The sequence below is a fragment of the Weissella paramesenteroides genome, from assembly GCF_036327715.1.
GTDB lineage: Bacteria > Bacillota > Bacilli > Lactobacillales > Lactobacillaceae > Weissella > Weissella paramesenteroides.
The window spans coordinates 1033852-1051828 of sequence record NZ_CP130559.1 but is presented as its reverse complement, the minus strand read 5'-3'; the positions used below and the strand labels follow the sequence as shown (position 1 = coordinate 1051828).

General features: G+C 36.4%; 20 protein-coding genes. 14 read left to right on the top strand and 6 right to left on the bottom strand.

Annotated features, from left to right (window positions below; translation table 11 throughout):
* Window positions 1–8 precede the first annotated feature (8 nt).
* The 11 genes from QRX23_RS05135 to pnuC all read left to right on the top strand — a co-directional run bounded on the left by QRX23_RS05135 (window position 9) and on the right by pnuC (window position 13233).
* Window positions 9–1385 carry a sensor histidine kinase gene (locus tag QRX23_RS05135; RefSeq protein ID WP_330154910.1) on the top strand — a complete coding sequence of 459 codons (1377 nt, stop codon included), beginning with the start codon at window positions 9–11 and terminating at the stop codon, window positions 1383–1385.
* A gap of 33 nt (window positions 1386–1418) precedes the next feature.
* Window positions 1419–2054, top strand: a complete 636-nt coding sequence (gene udk / locus QRX23_RS05130; protein ID WP_330154909.1) for a uridine kinase — start codon at window positions 1419–1421, stop codon at window positions 2052–2054.
* A gap of 29 nt (window positions 2055–2083) precedes the next feature.
* Window positions 2084–3157, top strand: coding sequence for a glutamyl aminopeptidase (pepA, locus tag QRX23_RS05125; RefSeq protein ID WP_330154908.1), 1074 nt, complete (start codon window positions 2084–2086; stop codon window positions 3155–3157).
* Between the two features lie 42 nt (window positions 3158–3199).
* Complete coding sequence (gene ytpR / locus QRX23_RS05120; RefSeq protein WP_330154907.1) at window positions 3200–3838, top strand: YtpR family tRNA-binding protein; 639 nt, start codon at window positions 3200–3202, stop codon at window positions 3836–3838.
* Between the two features lie 15 nt (window positions 3839–3853).
* Window positions 3854–4210 carry a hypothetical protein gene (locus QRX23_RS05115; RefSeq protein WP_140837735.1) on the top strand — a complete coding sequence of 119 codons (357 nt, stop codon included), beginning with the start codon at window positions 3854–3856 and terminating at the stop codon, window positions 4208–4210.
* Window positions 4211–4316: 106 nt separating this feature from the next.
* Entirely contained in the window at window positions 4317–5657 is a 1341-nt protein-coding gene (gene murC, locus QRX23_RS05110) for a UDP-N-acetylmuramate--L-alanine ligase (protein ID WP_330154906.1), read from the top strand.
* Window positions 5658–5768: 111 nt separating this feature from the next.
* Complete coding sequence (locus QRX23_RS05105; protein WP_330154905.1) at window positions 5769–6488, top strand: Bax inhibitor-1/YccA family protein; 720 nt, start codon at window positions 5769–5771, stop codon at window positions 6486–6488.
* 131 nt (window positions 6489–6619) lie between these two features.
* Window positions 6620–9319: a DNA polymerase I gene (gene polA, locus QRX23_RS05100; protein WP_330154904.1), complete on the top strand. Its 2700-nt coding sequence runs from the start codon at window positions 6620–6622 to the stop codon at window positions 9317–9319.
* 168 nt (window positions 9320–9487) lie between these two features.
* The gene (locus tag QRX23_RS05095; RefSeq protein ID WP_330154903.1) at window positions 9488–11377 is read left to right on the top strand and encodes a glycoside hydrolase family 2 TIM barrel-domain containing protein; all 1890 of its coding nucleotides are present in this window, start codon (window positions 9488–9490) and stop codon (window positions 11375–11377) included.
* Window positions 11358–12323 carry a beta-galactosidase small subunit gene (locus QRX23_RS05090; protein WP_330154902.1) on the top strand — a complete coding sequence of 322 codons (966 nt, stop codon included), beginning with the start codon at window positions 11358–11360 and terminating at the stop codon, window positions 12321–12323. The genes QRX23_RS05095 and QRX23_RS05090 overlap by 20 nt, the downstream gene beginning before the upstream one ends.
* A 256-nt stretch (window positions 12324–12579) precedes the next feature.
* Window positions 12580–13233 (top strand): nicotinamide riboside transporter PnuC, encoded by a 654-nt coding sequence (gene pnuC, locus QRX23_RS05085; RefSeq protein ID WP_081443719.1) that lies wholly within the window; start codon window positions 12580–12582, stop codon window positions 13231–13233.
* A gap of 551 nt (window positions 13234–13784) precedes the next feature.
* Here pnuC and QRX23_RS05080 read toward each other — a convergent pair.
* A complete protein-coding gene (locus QRX23_RS05080; protein ID WP_002827097.1) occupies window positions 13785–14129 on the bottom strand; it encodes a hypothetical protein in 345 nt (114 codons plus the stop codon).
* 509 nt (window positions 14130–14638) lie between these two features.
* Between QRX23_RS05080 and QRX23_RS05075 the strand changes: the two genes are divergently transcribed.
* Window positions 14639–14773 (top strand): hypothetical protein, encoded by a 135-nt coding sequence (locus QRX23_RS05075; protein ID WP_002827100.1) that lies wholly within the window; start codon window positions 14639–14641, stop codon window positions 14771–14773.
* A gap of 52 nt (window positions 14774–14825) precedes the next feature.
* Window positions 14826–15071, top strand: coding sequence for a GlsB/YeaQ/YmgE family stress response membrane protein (locus QRX23_RS05070; protein ID WP_330154900.1), 246 nt, complete (start codon window positions 14826–14828; stop codon window positions 15069–15071).
* 282 nt (window positions 15072–15353) lie between these two features.
* On the opposite strand, the gene QRX23_RS05065 is transcribed toward QRX23_RS05070, so the two are convergent.
* The 5 genes from QRX23_RS05065 to QRX23_RS05045 form a co-directional block, all read right to left on the bottom strand.
* Window positions 15354–15716, bottom strand: coding sequence for a TIGR02328 family protein (locus QRX23_RS05065; RefSeq protein ID WP_330154899.1), 363 nt, complete (start codon window positions 15714–15716; stop codon window positions 15354–15356).
* A gap of 54 nt (window positions 15717–15770) precedes the next feature.
* Window positions 15771–16097, bottom strand: coding sequence for a YjgN family protein (locus tag QRX23_RS05060; RefSeq protein ID WP_330154898.1), 327 nt, complete (start codon window positions 16095–16097; stop codon window positions 15771–15773).
* 56 nt (window positions 16098–16153) lie between these two features.
* On the bottom strand, window positions 16154–16324 hold the full coding sequence (locus tag QRX23_RS05055; RefSeq protein WP_408068643.1) for a PH domain-containing protein: 171 nt from the start codon (window positions 16322–16324) through the stop codon (window positions 16154–16156).
* Window positions 16325–16410: 86 nt separating this feature from the next.
* The gene (locus tag QRX23_RS05050) at window positions 16411–16638 is read right to left on the bottom strand and encodes an MmcQ/YjbR family DNA-binding protein (RefSeq protein WP_330154897.1); all 228 of its coding nucleotides are present in this window, start codon (window positions 16636–16638) and stop codon (window positions 16411–16413) included.
* Between the two features lie 5 nt (window positions 16639–16643).
* Window positions 16644–16802 (bottom strand): hypothetical protein, encoded by a 159-nt coding sequence (locus tag QRX23_RS05045; RefSeq protein ID WP_330154896.1) that lies wholly within the window; start codon window positions 16800–16802, stop codon window positions 16644–16646.
* A 474-nt stretch (window positions 16803–17276) separates the two neighbouring features.
* On the opposite strand from QRX23_RS05045, the gene QRX23_RS05040 reads away from it, so the two are divergent.
* On the top strand, window positions 17277–17792 hold the full coding sequence (locus QRX23_RS05040; protein ID WP_330154895.1) for a lytic exoenzyme target recognition domain-containing protein: 516 nt from the start codon (window positions 17277–17279) through the stop codon (window positions 17790–17792).
* The last annotated feature ends 185 nt before the right edge of the window (window positions 17793–17977 follow it).

Here is a 17977-nt window from a genome sequence, read left to right as displayed (position 1 = left end):
GGGGTTGAATGATGAATATTGATGAATTAATCCAATCAGCAAAACGTTTTGTCCTTTTCTGGTTTATTTACGCAGCAATTATTTGGCTCATACTATGGTTGACTTCACTGACGGGTGATCAAAATGTGATTCTGAAATGGCATGTTTTGGTATTACTTTCAATGATTTTGGCTGGTGCAACAACTTTAGCTTTAGAAATTCAAAGACAAAGACGAGATGCACATTTAACACTATTTATTGAAAAATTACAGGATTTGGAAACAACCCATACGCATACTGCGCATGTTCTAATGCACCCAGATGATTCTTTAGCACCGCTTGCAGCAGCAATTAATAGCGTTCAGCATTTAAATAGTAAGCGCATTAAAATCATGCAAGAGCAGAGTAGTACGATGGAGACTTTGATGGAGAATATGCCATTGGGTGTATTACAAATTACTCCTGAACGTAAGATTATTCAAGCAAATGATCAGGCAAGTCAATTACTCGGTGTGCAACATAGTTTGATCAATCAACACTATGATAATGTTATTAAATATCATCGTTTAATGGAACTTTTTGAACAAGCGCTTAAACAAAAAAAGAAATTTCGTGAACTAGTTAAAATTGATGATAAGACAGTTGATGTTTCAGTTGTTTACTATGAAACACGTGAGCGTCATTTTGAACTATTAGTTCTGCTCTATGATATGACAGAAGTTATTCAAATGAAGGACATGCAAACTGCGTTTGTTGCCAATGCTTCGCATGAATTACGGACACCTTTGACATCAATTTCAGGATTTACAGAAACATTATTAAACGGGGCGCAAGAAGATCCAACAGATAGACAACAATTTTTAGAAATTATTCAATCTGAGACAAAACGCTTGCTAGACTTGACTGATGATATTTTGACATTGGCGAAAGTACCGGAGCGAGTAAACACGCTGCAACAGTTTAATATGTCTGAAATGGTTGAGAAGATTTTTAATGCGAAAGCAGAAATTAAAGACAATTTGAATTTAACACTTAAAAATGAAGTTAACGATACACTTGTTGTGAACCAAAATAAGAGTAATTTTGAACAAATTTTGACGAATTTAATTGGTAATGCAATGAAATATAATCGGCAAGATGGTTCGGTTAAGGTCTCAGCGATGGTCACAGCAAATGAATTAGTATTTGCAGTCAAGGACACTGGACTAGGAATTCCAAGTGATGAACAAAACCGAATTTTTGAACGTTTTTATCGTGTTGATAAGTCCCGTACAAAATCAATTCCAGGTACTGGCTTAGGACTAGCAATCGTGAATGATTTAGTTGAGCAAGCACAAGGAAAAATTGAATTAACCAGTCAAGTGGGCGTTGGTACAACAATCACAGTCACTCTACCACTACAATAAAGATTATTTTAACTACAAAGAAAGAGGTTTAACATGTCTATATCACGCCCAATGGTTATCGGTGTCACGGGAGGATCTGGATCTGGAAAAACAACCGTCAGCCAGGACATTATTAAACGCCTTAAAGGTGAGTCGGTCGTTATGGTTCCGCAAGATGCGTATTACCGTGATCAAAGTGAAAAAAGTATGGCTGAACGGCGAATGACCAACTATGATCATCCGGATTCACTAGATAATGAATTATTGATTTCCCAATTAAAGCAGCTATTAAATCGTGAATCTATCGAACAGCCAACTTATGACTATACAAATCACACACGATCAGATAAGACAATTACAGTAGCTCCAGCAGATGTAATTATTTTAGAAGGGGTGTTATTATTTACAGAGCCAAGATTACGTGATTTGCTAGATATTAAGGTATACGTTGATACTGATGATGATTTGCGTTTTATTCGTCGGATGCAACGCGACATTGTTGAGCGTGGACGAACAGTCGATTCAGTAGTCAACCAATATATGGAGACTGTGAAGCCGATGTATCACCAGTTTGTGGAACCCACAAAGCGTTACGCTGATATTATCCTCCCAGAAGGTGGCGCAAATACGGTTGGTATCGGAATGTTGGAAGCTCAAATTCGAGCAATTTTAAGTCAAAACAAGGCATAAATAAATTTCCTAAAGAAAGCGTGAGAATATTGGAAGAACGAATTTGGAATCGTGTTGTAAAGTATACGGAACTACAGGGGACGTCTGGTCAGGAACATCTCGTTAGACAGGCATTTAGAGAGGATCTTTCACCATTGGTTGATGAGGTCGTTCAAAATGGTTTGGGTGGTCTTTATGGTATCCGACATAACGAAGATGCTAATGCACCACGAATTATGTTTGGTGCACATATGGATGAAGTTGGCTTTATTGTCACACAAATTACCCAACGTGGGATGTTAGTTGTCGCACCAGTTGGTGGTTGGAATCCATATACAGTCTCTGCTGAGCGTTTTACACTTTTCACTCGTGATAACGCTTATCCAGTCGTTTCTTCTTCAGTTTCACCACATCTTTTACGTCAGGGAAATGTTAATGGTACACCACAAATTCAAGATATCTTGTTTGATGGTGGTTTCACTTCAGCAGATGAAGTGGCAGAATATGGTATTCATCCAGGTGATTTCATTGTTCCCGATGTCACAACAAAAATGTTAGCAAATGGTAAGCGTGTTGTATCAAAAAGCTGGGACAATCGTTTCGGTTTAGTGACAATTTTAAATGCACTAGAGAATTTAAAAAACAAAAAATTACCAAATACTCTGATTATGGGAGCTAATACGCAGGAAGAAGTTGGACTAAGAGGTGTTGGACCAGCCGTCAACCAGTTAAAACCTGATATCTTCTTTGCATTAGATTCATCAGCAGCAGATGATACCCTATCTTCTGAGGGACAGGGTCAAATGGATCACGGTGCATTGTTACGCGTCTTTGATCCTGGTGTGGTTATGCCACTACGATTGAAGGAATTTGTTTTAGACACCGCACATGATGCTGGAATCTCATTACAATATTTTGTTGCCAAGGGTGGTACTGATGCACATGGCGCACAGTCACAGAATCAAGGTATTCCGTCTGTTGCGTTAGGTGTGGCATCTCGCTATATCCATACACATCAAACGGTTTGGTCGGTGGCAGATTTTGAGTCTGCGCAAGCATTGGTGGAAACACTGGCGCAAAAACTAGACGCAACAACCGTTAATGACATTATTTATGGCGACTAATCATTTTAAAAAATTAAATTAATTAAAAGGAGTACTGACAGTATGCTAATTGCCAGCTATAATCCATCAGGCATGGGTGACAACCTAATTGTATTAACTAATCAATCAACTAACTTTAATGTTAATCATGCAGGCGATGTTGTTCAGTTTATCGGTGATAATGACGAATTGATTGGCTATAATTTTATTAATATTAGCCAGTCATTAGACTTATCAAATGTTTCTGGGCAGGTCTTTCTTTCTAGTGAACAAGTTGAAAAACTAAATACATTGATTAAAAAAGCAGGATTTACTCAAGAATTGGTTATAGATGATGAACCTAAATTTGTTGTTGGTTATGTTGAAAAAGCAGAGCCACACCCGGATTCTGATCACCTGCAAGTAACAACAACCGTTGTTGATAATGATGAACGTGTTCAAATTGTTTCAGGGTCACCGAACATGCAACAAGGTATTAAGGTTGTAGTCGCAAAGGTTGGGGCAATGATGCCTTCAGGGTTGATCATTTGGCCAGGTGAATTACGAGGAGTTTCATCAGATGGTATGATCGTTTCTGGCCGGGAACTACGATTGCCAAATGCGCCACAGGTTCCAGGTGCTTTAATTTTGCCAGGTGATTTTGCACCAGTTGGTACACCATTTGACGTGAACTCTACGGCAGCTCAATCACTGTTTAAATAAAAGGGTGGTGATTTAATGGCTTTGCAGCGACCAATTGTTTTATACACAAATTTAATGCATACCTATGACCAACAGGTTGCAGAATTGTTGGCTGCCAAGACAGAATATATTTCTTTGGCAACTGATGATGACGATTATTTGGAAAAGATACCGGATAGACAACCGGTGATAGTAGAAATTTTAAAACCGCACAAGTTATCAACTTCAAAAAAACAGATAGCCTCAAAAACTAAAAAGGTTGTAAACAAAGTATCAAAGGTTAATAAGCCTAAATCTATTAAAACTGGATTGGGACTTAGCCTAGATGATATTCTTTTAGAAGAGGATAGTTCAGCCGCTAAAGATCACAATGGCTACTTTATGGGTCACTAACCTTTAAAAAACATTTGCTGAAATTATATCAGCAGATGTTTTTTTCTGATAAGATAGATTTAATAGAATTTAACGAACGATATTTACGTTAGAATGGATGAGAAAAATGGACAAAAATCCAAATTATTATTTTATTGGTATTAAGGGCTCAGGAATGAGTGCGTTGGCGTTAATTTTGCACGATCAAGGGTATCAAGTCTCTGGATCAGATATTGATGAATATACATTTACTCAGAAGCCCCTTGAGGAAGCTGAAATTCAAATTTATTCATTCGATGCAGCTAATATTAAACCAGGAATGACCGTCATTCGAGGAAATTCATTTGAGGATGATCAAGTTGAAGTTGCTGCGGCATTAGCCATGGCGGATGAATTAACAATTTTAACTTACCCTGATATGGTTGAACAATTGATTACGCAATATACGTCAATTGGGGTTGCTGGTGCGCATGGCAAGACTTCTACAACAGGTTTGCTTTCACACGTGCTATCAGGAATTGCACCAACTTCATATTTAATTGGTGATGGTACCGGTAAAGGTGTGCCAAACGCACGATTCTTCATTTTTGAAGCTGATGAATATCGTCGTCATTTTAAGGATTACACGCCTGATTATGCAATCATGACAAATATTGATTTTGACCATCCGGATTATTATACGGGCATTGATGATGTACGCAGTGCGTTTGAGGACTTTGGTAACAATGTTAAAAAAGGAATCTTCGCTTGGGGTGATGACGAACAACTTCGTAAAATTAATGTATCTGTTCCGGTCTATTATTATGGTACAAATCCAGAAACTGATGACTTTTATGCAACTAACATTAAGCGCTCAACGAAGGGATCAAGTTTTGATGCCTACTACCATGACGAATTCTTAGGAAATTTCAAAGTGCCTTTGTTTGGTCAACACGGAGTTTTGAATACATTGGCAGTCGTTGCTGTTTCATATTTTGAAGAAATTGAAACACAATTGATTCAAGAGGAATTATTAACATTTCAGGGAGTTAAAAGACGTTTCACGGAAAAACATATCGGGCCAGTGACAATCATTGATGACTATGCACATCATCCATCAGAAATTACGGCAACGATTGATGCGGCCCGTCAAAAATATCCTGATCGTAAATTAACAGCGGTCTTCCAGCCACATACCTTCTCACGAACGATTGCATATCAAGATGATTTTGCGAAGGCACTTGATTTAGCTGACAATGTATTCCTAACAGAAATATTTGCTTCGGCTCGTGAAACTGCAGGAGAGATTAGCTCGGCTGATTTAGGGAAGAAAATTTCTAAGTTCGAAGGCATTGTTTCACCAACTGAGGTAGCCCCATTATTAGCAGACGAAGAAGGTGTATTTGTCTTTATGGGAGCTGGAGATTTACAAATGACTGAATTTGCTTTTGAAACATTGTTGGCCAATACCCAAACTAATTTACAATAAAAGTTAATTTTTATGCTAAATATTAATTTTAAGATAAGCTTTCTGTTATACTATAATTAGTGGGAAGGTTCACCAAACCATTGTCACGATTTGACAACGTAGGAGGTAGATATGGATAATTTTCAAAAACAAGAACCAAGGCTCGTAAATCCGGATGCAAGTGGTGTGAATAACTTTTTTAAAAAAGTTTATTCATATATGGCATTAGCATTGCTTGTAACAGCGGTGACAGCATACTTAGGAACAACATTCTTTGCTGGCCCAATTGTGCGAATCTTTAGTAGTCCAATTTCGTCATTGATTATTTTTGGTATCATGATGGGATTTGTTTGGCTATTTTCAAGCCGTGTATATAAAAATCCCGCACAGGCATTTGGTATGCTAATGGGATTTGCAGTTCTTAATGGATTCACGTTCACGGTTATTGGGTTAACTGTAAATATTGGGATGATCGCCGTAGCATTCCTAACAACGGCATTTCTATTTGCAGGAATGGCTGCATATGGTTATTTTACTAAGAAATCATTAGCATCTTTGTCTTCAATCCTATTTGGATCATTGATTGCTTTGATTATCGGGGGTATTATCAATCTATTTTTCTTTAATAGTATGGTTTACTTCTTCATCTCAATTCTTGGGGTGCTTGTATTTGCTGTCATGACTGCATATGATATGAATCGCTTGAAAGCAATGTACTTTGAATATGGCGAAAATGATGCGCAATTGACGCAGGGAATCGCTGTTTCAGGTGCTTTAAACTTGTATATGGATTTCATTAATATGTTCATTTACATTTTGCAATTGTTTACAGCATTCGGTTCACGTGACTAATCAATAACTCAAAAGCGTTACCTTGTGATAACAAGGTGGCGCTTTTTGTGTGTAAAGGGTGTCATCACTATTTGAACTCTGATAAACTGTTAGTAGAGAAAAAGGGTATTTTACCCAGAAACGAGATAATTATGGCAAAACCAACTTTACTTTTAATTGATGGTAATTCTTTGGCTTTTCGAGCATTTTATGCATTGATAAACCAAGTCGATCGTTTTGTTAACCATGAAGGTCTACATACGAATGCGTTAGTTGGATTTAATAACCTGCTAGATGGTATTATTGATCCTTTTAATCCGGACTTAGCACTAGTTGCATGGGATGCGGGTAAAACAACTTTTCGTACAGGAAAATTTGATAATTATAAAGGAAACCGTGACAATACCCCACAAGAGTTAGTAGAGCAATTTGAACCGTTGCGTAAAATGGTGGAACTACACGGTATTAAATCTTATGAGCTTCCTGGTTTTGAAGCAGATGATATTATCGGTACAATGGCCCGTTTGGGTGAAGAGAATGGTTATTCTGTTACCATTGTGACTGGTGATCGTGATATGACCCAATTAGTATCAGACGATATAACTGTTTGGGTAACGAAAAAGGGAATTTCAGAAATTGATCACTATACACCAGCTATGATTGCAGAACTTTATGATGGTTTGGAGCCAAAACAAATTGTTGACATCAAAGGTTTGCAAGGTGATACCAGTGATAATTATCCTGGCGTTGCTGGAATTGGTCCAAAAACGGCATTGAAACTCATAAAACAGTATCATTCAATTCCTGAGATGTATGAACAAATTGATGAAATGAAGGCGTCAAAGCAAAAGGAAAAGCTAATTAATGGGAAGCAAGATGCAATGTTATCGCGCGACTTAGCTAAAATTTTAACCGATGCACCAGTGACAATTTCATTATCAGATTTGAACTACCATGGTCCAGATTATGAAAACATCATTCCTTTTTACCAGCATTTAGATTTTAAAGCGCAATTAGTAAAACTTGCTAATCAGGGTTATACTGTGCCAACGAGTGGTCATACAAAAGATGCAGAGTTTGACATTAATAATACAACTTTAGATGTATCAGCTATTACGCCAGCAAGTTTAGCTCATGTTTCTCAATTAAAAGACACGGTAAGTTTTTATCTTGAGTTAGATAATGAAAATTATCATATAGCAAATCCGATTGGTTTTGTAATTGGAAACCAAGCAGATGGCTATTTTGCTAGTCGGGACATTGAGTTATTAACGCAAAATTCACCATTTAAGCGGATTCTTGAAGACTCAACAATTCTTAAAAATGTTTTTAACGCAAAAGAACTATACGTTAGTTTAAAGCGACTAGGTATTGCACTGAAGGGGGTTTCTTTTGATTTATTGTTAGTATCTTATCTGCTAGATACTAATGATAACAATAATGACCTAGGTGCATTAGCACACGATAATGACTACTATGCTGTGATGACTGATGAAGAAGTCTATGGTAAAGGGGCTAAGTTTGCCATCCCCGCAGCCGACGCAGACTTTTTTGAACATCTTGGTCGCAAGGCTATGGCCATTAATCTGTTGCGTGAGCCTCTATTAGACAGACTGTCAAGCCATGAGCAGACGAAACTATATGAAGATATTGAATTGCCACTAACCAAAATTTTAGCGGATATGGAATCAACTGGCATTACTGTTGACTCGGAACAACTGCTACAAATGCGTAGTAAATTAACGGAACGTTTGAGTGAGCTTGAACAAAAAATTTATCAACAAGCTGGGCATGAGTTTAATATTCAATCTCCTAAGCAATTGGGTGTCGTTTTGTTTGAAGAAATGAAGTATACACCAATCAAGAAGACCAAGACGGGTTATTCAACCAGTGTTGAAGTGCTAGAAAAAATGGGCGATGTACCAATCGTAGAATCAATCTTAGCTTATCGACAAGTTGCTAAGATTCAATCAACATACGTTGAGGGTCTTTTACGAGTTATTCATGGCTCTGATTCAAAGGTGCATACAAGGTATTTACAAACGTTGACACAAACTGGCCGCTTATCTTCAGTTGATCCTAATTTGCAGAATATCCCTGTCCGAATTGAAGAAGGACGGCAAATTCGTAAGGCGTTTGTGCCAAGTCAGCCTGACTGGCAAATTCTGAGTGCGGATTATTCGCAAATTGAACTACGTGTTTTAGCCCATATTACTGGTGACAAAAATCTACAAGCTGCGTTCATAAATGGTGAAGATATCCACGCAGCAACGGCACGTCGTATCTTTGGCATTAAGGATGATGAACCTGTTGAAGGTAATGTGCGTCGTCAAGCGAAGGCAGTTAATTTTGGCATTGTGTACGGTATCTCAGATTTTGGGCTTTCAAAAAATATTGGCGTATCACGCAAGGAAGCGAAAGCAATTATTGAAACCTATTTTGATCAATATCCAGATGTTAAAAAATGGTCTGATGATATTATTGCTTACGCCCGAGAAACAGGTTATGTTGAAACGATTGCCCATCGTCGTCGCTATCTGCCAGATATTAAAGCAAAAAGATTTAATGCACGATCATTTGCGGAGCGTACGGCCATGAATTCGCCTATTCAAGGTTCAGCGGCTGATATTATTAAGATTGCGATGATTAAAGTTCAGGCTGCTATTGAGCAGGCCGGTATGCAAGCACATATGTTGTTACAGGTGCATGACGAATTGATTTTTGAAGCACCCACAAGTGAAATGGCTGACCTAGAGAAGCTTGTGACCAAAGTAATGGATAGTGCGGTTAAACTAGATGTACCTTTGTTAGTTTCTTCTCACGTTGGTGCGTCATGGTATGATGCAAAATAATATTAATTTAGAAGATGTTACTCATTTTTCCAGATGATTAACATCTTTTTTTAATAGTGTCGTGTGTGGTACAATCTAGGCAATTCTACAGACACAACAATTTATTTAAGTTACAATAGATAATTGAAAACGTTTCCAGAAACGTTGTATTTATTTTAGGGGGATATTATGACAGCAAAGTTAGAATGGCTAGATGATCCAACTGTGTTTAGAGTAGGTAAATTACCTGCACATAGTGACCATAAAGTCTACCGATCAGCAGCTGAAGTTGTGCAAGGTGAATCAAGTTTAATTAGTAGCTTAGATGGTACTTGGCGATTTCATTTTGCAAAGACACCAGCAGAACGATTAATTAATTTTGAAGAATTAAATTTTAATACTGAAAATTTTGATGATATTCAAGTTCCGGGGCATATAGAATTACAAAATTTTGGTCAGATACAGTATATTAATACCTTATACCCTTGGGAAGGTAAAACTTATCGGCGACCACCTTATGCACTGGGTGCAGATAAAACATATCCAGGTATTTTTAGTGAGGCAAGTGATAACACGGTTGGCCAGTATGTTAAAACTTTTACGCTGCCTGATAATTTTAATGGGCATGATGTTCATATTCAATTTGATGGTGTCGAAGAAGCCATGTATGTCTGGTTAAATGGTCAATTTGTCGGATACTCTGAGGATAGTTTTTCGCGGGCTGAGTTTGATTTAACCCCATATTTGGTAAATGGTGAAAACAAGCTGGCTGTTGAAGTGTTCAAGTATAGTACGGCTGCTTTCATTGAAGATCAGGATATGTTCCGTTTTTCAGGTATTTTCCGAAGTGTTAATTTAGTCGCAATTCCACAAGTTAATGTGGTTGATGTTCACCTCAAGCCAGTTGTTTCAGATGATTTGCGTTCAGGAAATTTGACAATTGCGTTAACTTTAGCAGGGGAATTATCTGATACAACTGCACAGATTATTGTTAATAATCCAAGAGGAGAGGCAGTCCTTGAACGAACGATGACGGTTGAACAGACTATTCAGATCAATGAATCAATTGAAAATATTGCGCTTTGGTCTCATAAACAACCCGATTTATATGAACTAACTGTTACAATTTTTGATTCAGATAAACAAGTCATCGCTGTTGTGCCATATGCCTTTGGATTCCGTCACTTAGTTAAGGATGTGGATAATCATGTGACAATCAATGGTATACCGTTGCATTTAAATGGTGTTAACCGTCATGAATGGAGTGCAGTAGGTGGTCGCAGTGTTACCCTTGATGAAATGAAAACAGATATTGAAATATTCAAAGAAAATAATATCAATGCTGTTAGAACATCACACTACCCAAATCAAATTCCATGGTATGGCATGTGTGATGAAGCGGGTATTTACATGATGGCTGAGACTAATTTGGAATCACATGGTACCTGGCAGAAAATGGGCGCAGTTGAGCCATCATATAATGTGCCAGGTTCGATTCCACAGTGGTTAGATGTTGTTTTAGATCGCGCGAAGTCAAATTTTGAGCAATTTAAGAATCATCCATCTATTCTATTCTGGTCATTAGGTAATGAATCATATACTGGTGATAACCTTGTTGCAATGGATGAATACTTTAAATCTGTAGATGATTCAAGACTAACCCACTATGAAGGTATATTCCAAAATCGAGTGGATGAAGATCGTATGTCAGATGTTGAGAGCCGTATGTATGCATCACCCGCTGATATCCAAGAATATCTATCAAATAACCCTAAAAAGCCATATCTAAATTGCGAGTATATGCACAGTATGGGAAATTCAGTCGGTGGTTTTGATGAGTATGTTCATTTGTATGATGAATTTGACACCTACTTGGGTGGCTTTATTTGGGATTACATCGACCAGGCTTTATATGTTACGGATGAAGTAACAGGTAAACAAGTACTTCGCTATGGTGGCGATTTTGATGAGCGACATTCAGATTATGAATTTTCCGGTGATGGGATTGTCTTTGCAAATCGTCAACCTAAGCCAGCAATACAGGAGGTAAGCTATTATTATGGACGCTACGATAACTAATCAGTTGCAAATCGTGTATGGTGATGGATCATTAGGTGTACGAGGCAAAAATTTCCATTACCTTTTCAGTTATGAAAAGGGTGGTCTTGAATCATTAAATGTTAATGGTAAAGAATGGTTATATCGAGTACCAAAATTAACTTTCTGGCGAGCAACAACAGATAATGATCGTGGTAGTCATTTTTCGACAAAGGCAGCAACTTGGTTTGGTGCAGATATGTTTACTGAGGCTACTTCAGTGACCGTGAATGTTGATGGTGAAGAACTTGGATTACCGATTGCTCCTGAGAATAATCGTTTTTCAGCTAATGAATATGCGAGCTCGGTGTCGTTAACTTATACATTTTTAACAGCTACAACGCCACAAACAACTGTGAAGGTTATTTATACGGTTGTCGCAAATGGACAAATAAATATGCAAGTTGACTATACTGGCTTAGCAGGCTTGCCTGAGTTACCAACATTAGGCTTGCGATTTGTTATGCCAACTGTCGCAGATGGTTATAGTTACGCAGGATTATCAGGAGAGACCTATCCTGATCGGATGGCTGGTGGCCAAATTGGCACGTATGAAATTGATGGTTTGCCATTAACGCCCTACATCGTACCTCAAGAAATGGGCATGCACATGCAGACCTCAAGTCTGACAGTTAGTCGTTCAACAAGTTTAAACAACGCTGATGCTTCAACAGAAGCTGGACTATTAACGTTTAAGCAATTAACTGACTCATTTGCCTTTTCAGCATTACCATATACTGCTATTGAAATAGAAAATGCCACTCATATTGAAGAATTACCAGCTCCTAGAAGGACTGTGGTAACAATTTATGGTGAGGTACGCGGTGTTGGTGGGATTGATAGTTGGGGAACAGATGTGCAGCCACCATATCATATTTCTGCTGAAACTGATCACACGTTTGACTTTACAATTCAACCAACAAAATAGCAAAAAGATAGTTAAACGTAAAATTTAATTCTTTTAGATATACGCAAAGGTCATTGATCTAACCATTTGGTAGATTAATGACCTTTTCATGTTTTAATGGTGATTTTCGTATTTAATTTTTTAAAAGTTCTAACAATTATACCTGAATTCTGATAAAATATTAACTTGTGTTCATTAAGGAAAGAGGTATAAACGATTGGCATATTTTAAATGGCTTTATAGAGAAATTACATCGATTAATACAGCAGGTAGTATTATGCTTGCCTTTATTTTCGGTGTGCAATTAGCATTATTTTTGAGTAATCCAATCACCTTACTATCTGTGATTACTTTATTAGCGACTTTAATTGGTTCATCATGCACGGTGTACATGATGATTGGTAAGCCCATTAATGGTTTATTAGGATTGATTAGTGCACTTGGCTATATTTATATTAATTGGCAAGCAGGCCATTATGCATCTGTCCTTGATCAATTTGTGTTTATTTTATTAATTGATCTTCCTTTAATTGTCACTTGGAAAACATGGGGACATCGCATCGTTGGTGGTGTAAAATTTTTGCGTTTGCGGGGATGGCTCATCACGATAATTTTGATGTTGTTATTGTGGTGGCCAGTTATTTGGATTTACACACAATTAGGAGATACTAATCCAATTTGGGATGCCATTGTCTTAATTATTGGTGCAACCGCCTCATTATACGTTTTCTTTGGTTACGGAGATTCGTATACTCTTTGGCTAATGTCTGATGCAGTAAACATTATTTTATGGATATCTGCTCTCTTTGCAGGTTATTCAGCAAGTTCACTACCTATGTTGCTGACAATGGCTTTCTACCTAGCGACGGCATTATATGGACGTTTTTGGTCAATTTGGAGTGGTAAAAAGTTAATTGAAGTTAAAGACTAGTCTGATATTTGTTGAAAATAAAATTGACTGGTACAATATAGGTACAGGTAACTAGATTGTTGCCGGTATTTTTACTACATTGAGTGTCTATCGGTTTGGTAGGCACTTTTTTGTATGATATCTCTTTTAGGCAACTTTAATTTTTAAATACTATAATCTCTAACCGTAGGTAGTGGGACACTGCCTATATTTTTACTACAAGTGCACCTATTCTTTTCCTTAGGATTAAAGATAGGTGTATTTTTGTGTAAAAGTAAAAAAGCGTCTACTCCTTGGCTATGAGTAGACGCTGATGTAATTAGAATTGGGACTCTATTACACAACTAATAGTAACACCAGAAGTGTTAGTTTTCAATACTAAAAGACAAAGTCTTGGTTATTCAAAATTTTGCAGAAAATAAAGCATAATATTATATATGGGGATAGTTCATTAGTGAGTACTACAAACTAAAAAGGCCACCCAATCTGCCTATGTTTGAAGTCGGTAGATTGGGAGCCTGAAATGTGTTTTAAAGACTGTTACGGTCAGTCTCAACCCATCTTTTGTTCCACTAGTAATTATCCATGGAAGAGATAATACCTGAAATGATTGCACTGAGGAAGAAAATATAAATTAGTACAAATAAAATGCTAATAATGAAATTAACTAACCCAGCTCTATTCCAAGTAGCTTGAACTGCTTTAAATGTTTCAATATCTTTATAGTCATTTTTTTGCCACGCCCATTCATTACCTTTGAAACCGACGACAAATATCCATACTATATTGAATAGTGGTATTAAGCAGAGCAGGGGAAGATATGTTTTATTTCCAATCCCCCACATAACGTTAAACATAAATGCGCCCCAATTCCATCCCTTAACTTCTTGTGGGACGTTCTTGCCATTCTCATCCATAAAACTGCTCCCATTAAAGCTTTTAACGTGAATCCTTCCTGCACGTATGTAATCTTTTTATTTTCGTAAATACAATTTGCTACAAGATGATTTGTAATTATTTGAATTCGCTTTCATTGTATATAAAAGAGCAGAATATCGCAATTATTTAGTACTGAATATTATATGTCATAAGGGATAGCTACAAGTATGCTATTCCTTATTTATCATGTAATTTGCAATAAGAACAAACGGCGGAATAGTTTAATGGTAAAACTATATACAAAAAACACCTTTGATTAGGTGTTTGATTTCCCGTTATGTTACAATTCAACTATAAACTTATATGAGGTTTATGAAATAATATAGCGGGGGTAAATCTATGAAAAAAAGTAAAAGTAAAAATAAACAGAGTCTTTTAGAAAAAATCATGTTAGTTATTACTATATTTCAATTTATTTCTAGTCTGTATGGTAAATTAAAAAGACACTCACAACGCAAACAACATAAATAGTTTAAAGGAGAATGTAATGAGCACAATTCTAAAAGTTCTATTATCAACCTTTTTAATAATCAGTGGTCTGGCTGTTTTTACGACTATTTTTCTTTCAAAGCAAATCGATCATGCTGGTGATTACTTACAAGATAAGATTTATAACGACTAACTTAGTATGAGTCATATTTAAAGTCATTTTAAATTATGAGGAGGAAATCATTATGATTTGGTCAATAATCGTAGGTGCCATTATTGGTGCAATTGCAGGTGCAATCACGAACCGTGGCGAGTCAATGGGGTGGATTGCTAACATATTTGCAGGTTTAATTGGATCGGCTATTGGACAAGGTATTTTGGGAAGCTGGGGACCAAGTCTGGCCGGAATGGCTATCATTCCATCAATTATCGGTGCGATTATCTTAGTTTTGATTGTTTCAGCGATTTTTGGGGTTAGAGGGAGTAAGTAAAAGCGCCCCATTAATATTTTGTAATTTTGACTAAGTTAATTGATGCTGAAAAAGTTAGGCTAAAATAGTAAAAAGAAATCACAAAATAAAACCGTCTTCATTAAAATTGAGACGGTTTTATTTTATTACTCCCATTTTTAATTCAAATTAACAACTGAATTGCAGTTAAGGAACAAACCTTTATATTTTATGGCTTTAATCAGATAACCTATTTATATGATGAAAGGATTTTATATAACGTGGTGTTATTCTGCACGTAATAGGCACCAATAAGTGCCTTTTTTAAACCTCGATCCCTTTGTTTGATAGATTCTCAACGCACTCAAGAAGATAGACATTATTGTGTTCAGGAAAAATAGGCGCGGTTAGACATACAGCATGTAATGAATCATATGGTGATACTTTAGTGCCTCGATATAATGGATCAAACCAAAGTTCATTAGGTTTGTATCCTCGGCGTTGCATTTCATGCATAACTTTTTCATGGTACTGAAAGAGCTTGTAAGGCGAGTGTGTGAACACATAGTTAACTGTTTGGTGTTTCTTGCCCCAGCCACCACCACGAAGCGCACAGCACTCCCTATGTTGACCAAGTAACTGTTGTCTAGGTAATTTAGGTATCAATGTTTCGTGCCAAAGTCTCATTAGCTTACCTTTCGAGGGATATACGTATGCCACCAGCAGGGTGGTTTTTTACTATTAATTGATGAAAGTAGTCTGTTTAGCTTTCCAATCTTCTAACTTTATACCGACCCAGAAACTATAAATTCCAACCGTAATTATAATTAGGAATAACCACTTAATCCAATTTCCAAATAGTCCAAAGGCGGATCCAGTAAATCGCATACGATGACCATCAATGACAGTGTGGTTAATTTTCCATCCATAGACCATAACTAATGACCAAGGATATAAGATTCCGAAAGATAATACAGTGACTAAGAAACCTAAAATTGTCCATCCAATTAATGCTAATAAACCGCCATCAAAGAATGATGACCTACCAAATTTTCTTTCTGGTCCCATATCAATACTCCATATTTAAAATTACAAAACTTTTTCTGCAAGCAAGCGTTGAACATCTAATAAATCTTCACCTTTTTAAATTGTAAAACTTCTGAAGGTGCAACTTGACCAGAAATCCCAATTTTTAATACTCTATCCAGATCAAAACGCCCAACGGTTTCAGTAGCAAACTTAGAAATTGAACGATAAATGATTGACTTGTACGCAACCTTAGTAGCGTTGCCCATTATCCCACCTAATAGTCCCGATAAGCTTTTAGCGTGGATCATTGTTGTACGTAATATATGCCAATTTTGTTGCTATTCTGCAAGTATTATTGGGTTAACTTGTCTGATTCTCTAATCATATTTATTAATTCATTTTTTGAAACATCGGTTTTATTAACAGTTATGGTATTCCAATGAGTTTTATTCATATGATAGCCGGGGTATACACCATTGCGGGAACGCATAAGTTCACCATGTTGAGGCTTTAATTTAAGATTGATCATCAATTTTTCATCTTTTTCAAAAATCAAAGCAATTATCTTTCTATTTGACACCTGTTCTATAGCTGTCCAAATGATTTTTTCGTGACTATTTTTTTATTAAAAGGATAGTCTTCAAAAGAATTTGTATTTGTTTTGACCAAATTAATTAATTTTTGACGATTCATGTCATACTCCTTTGGTACCGTACTGATTAGTTCCCAGTATTTATTTCTCATTAATATTTGTATGTTTTATTTATTATTGGACATTTTTAAATTCCCAAAATATTTACAATTAGAAAATAGGTTTCGGCAGCCAACCAATTATAAAAAGTAGAACACTTAATTCACCAGCTATTATACGTCAATATTAAGGTAAAATATATTAAAATTATTGTGTTTAGGAATGATGCGTTGTGATTAATCATTATTGCATCTAAGCTATGCTAAATTGCATAACTTAATACCAATATCACTAATAAAACAATAGTGATTGATTAAAATATAAATATTGATACAACGGGGGTTAAAAGAGATATTCTAGAGCTATCAGAAATAATTTAATAAAATTAGGGTGATTTAGCCAATTTAAGTCGAAAGTACACATAGAAACTACACATAAGAATTAGCTTTAGTTAAATCCAGTGTCTAAGATTTCATCGATGATTTCATCTTCTTTGTTTGTTGCATTGGTCAGAAGGAAAGAGTGCTGTGCAAAATGCAGCAAACAATGGAAATGGTGAAACTGTATGGGTTCATAATGGGCTTTGGTACACTGATAAGCAGTTCAAGAACAAGGCAAATGGACGTATTAAGCACATGGGTCAATATTGGACGTTCGTTGGTGGTAAGGTAACTGAAGCACCAGCAACTCCAAAGCCTGCAAATGAGGACCAAATCTTACATGTTGGTGAATACTTTAAGGCACGTCCTGCTTATCGTGTTGATTCAATGAAAAAAGTTAATGGTATCTGGCAAGTTGTAAACTTTGAACTGGCCGGTGGAAAGGACATTAACTGGACCGCAAATGGATTCGGTGTCGATTCTGTTGATGAGGTTAATAAGAATGGAAAGAAAACTATTAACCAAACGTTGGCTCTTGGGGATTACTTCCGTCTACACTCTGATCGTATCAAGGTAGAAGATGTTGACGGTAATGGAATTGCACTATCAACTCGTTTTGGTAATGTTTGGGTAGATGCAGGAACACTAACTGAAGTTAAATAAAATCAAGCCCACTAGGTTATTCTGACAGAATGACTTAGTGGGATTTTTTCTATAAGAAGATATTAAATATCAGTATTTTTAGAAGAAATCAGATAAGCATTTTAAATAATTATAAGAACGGTTTGTTACAAAGTTGATATTGACAATTATGTCGTGTACGATATAATTGTCAAAAAGGAGATCAT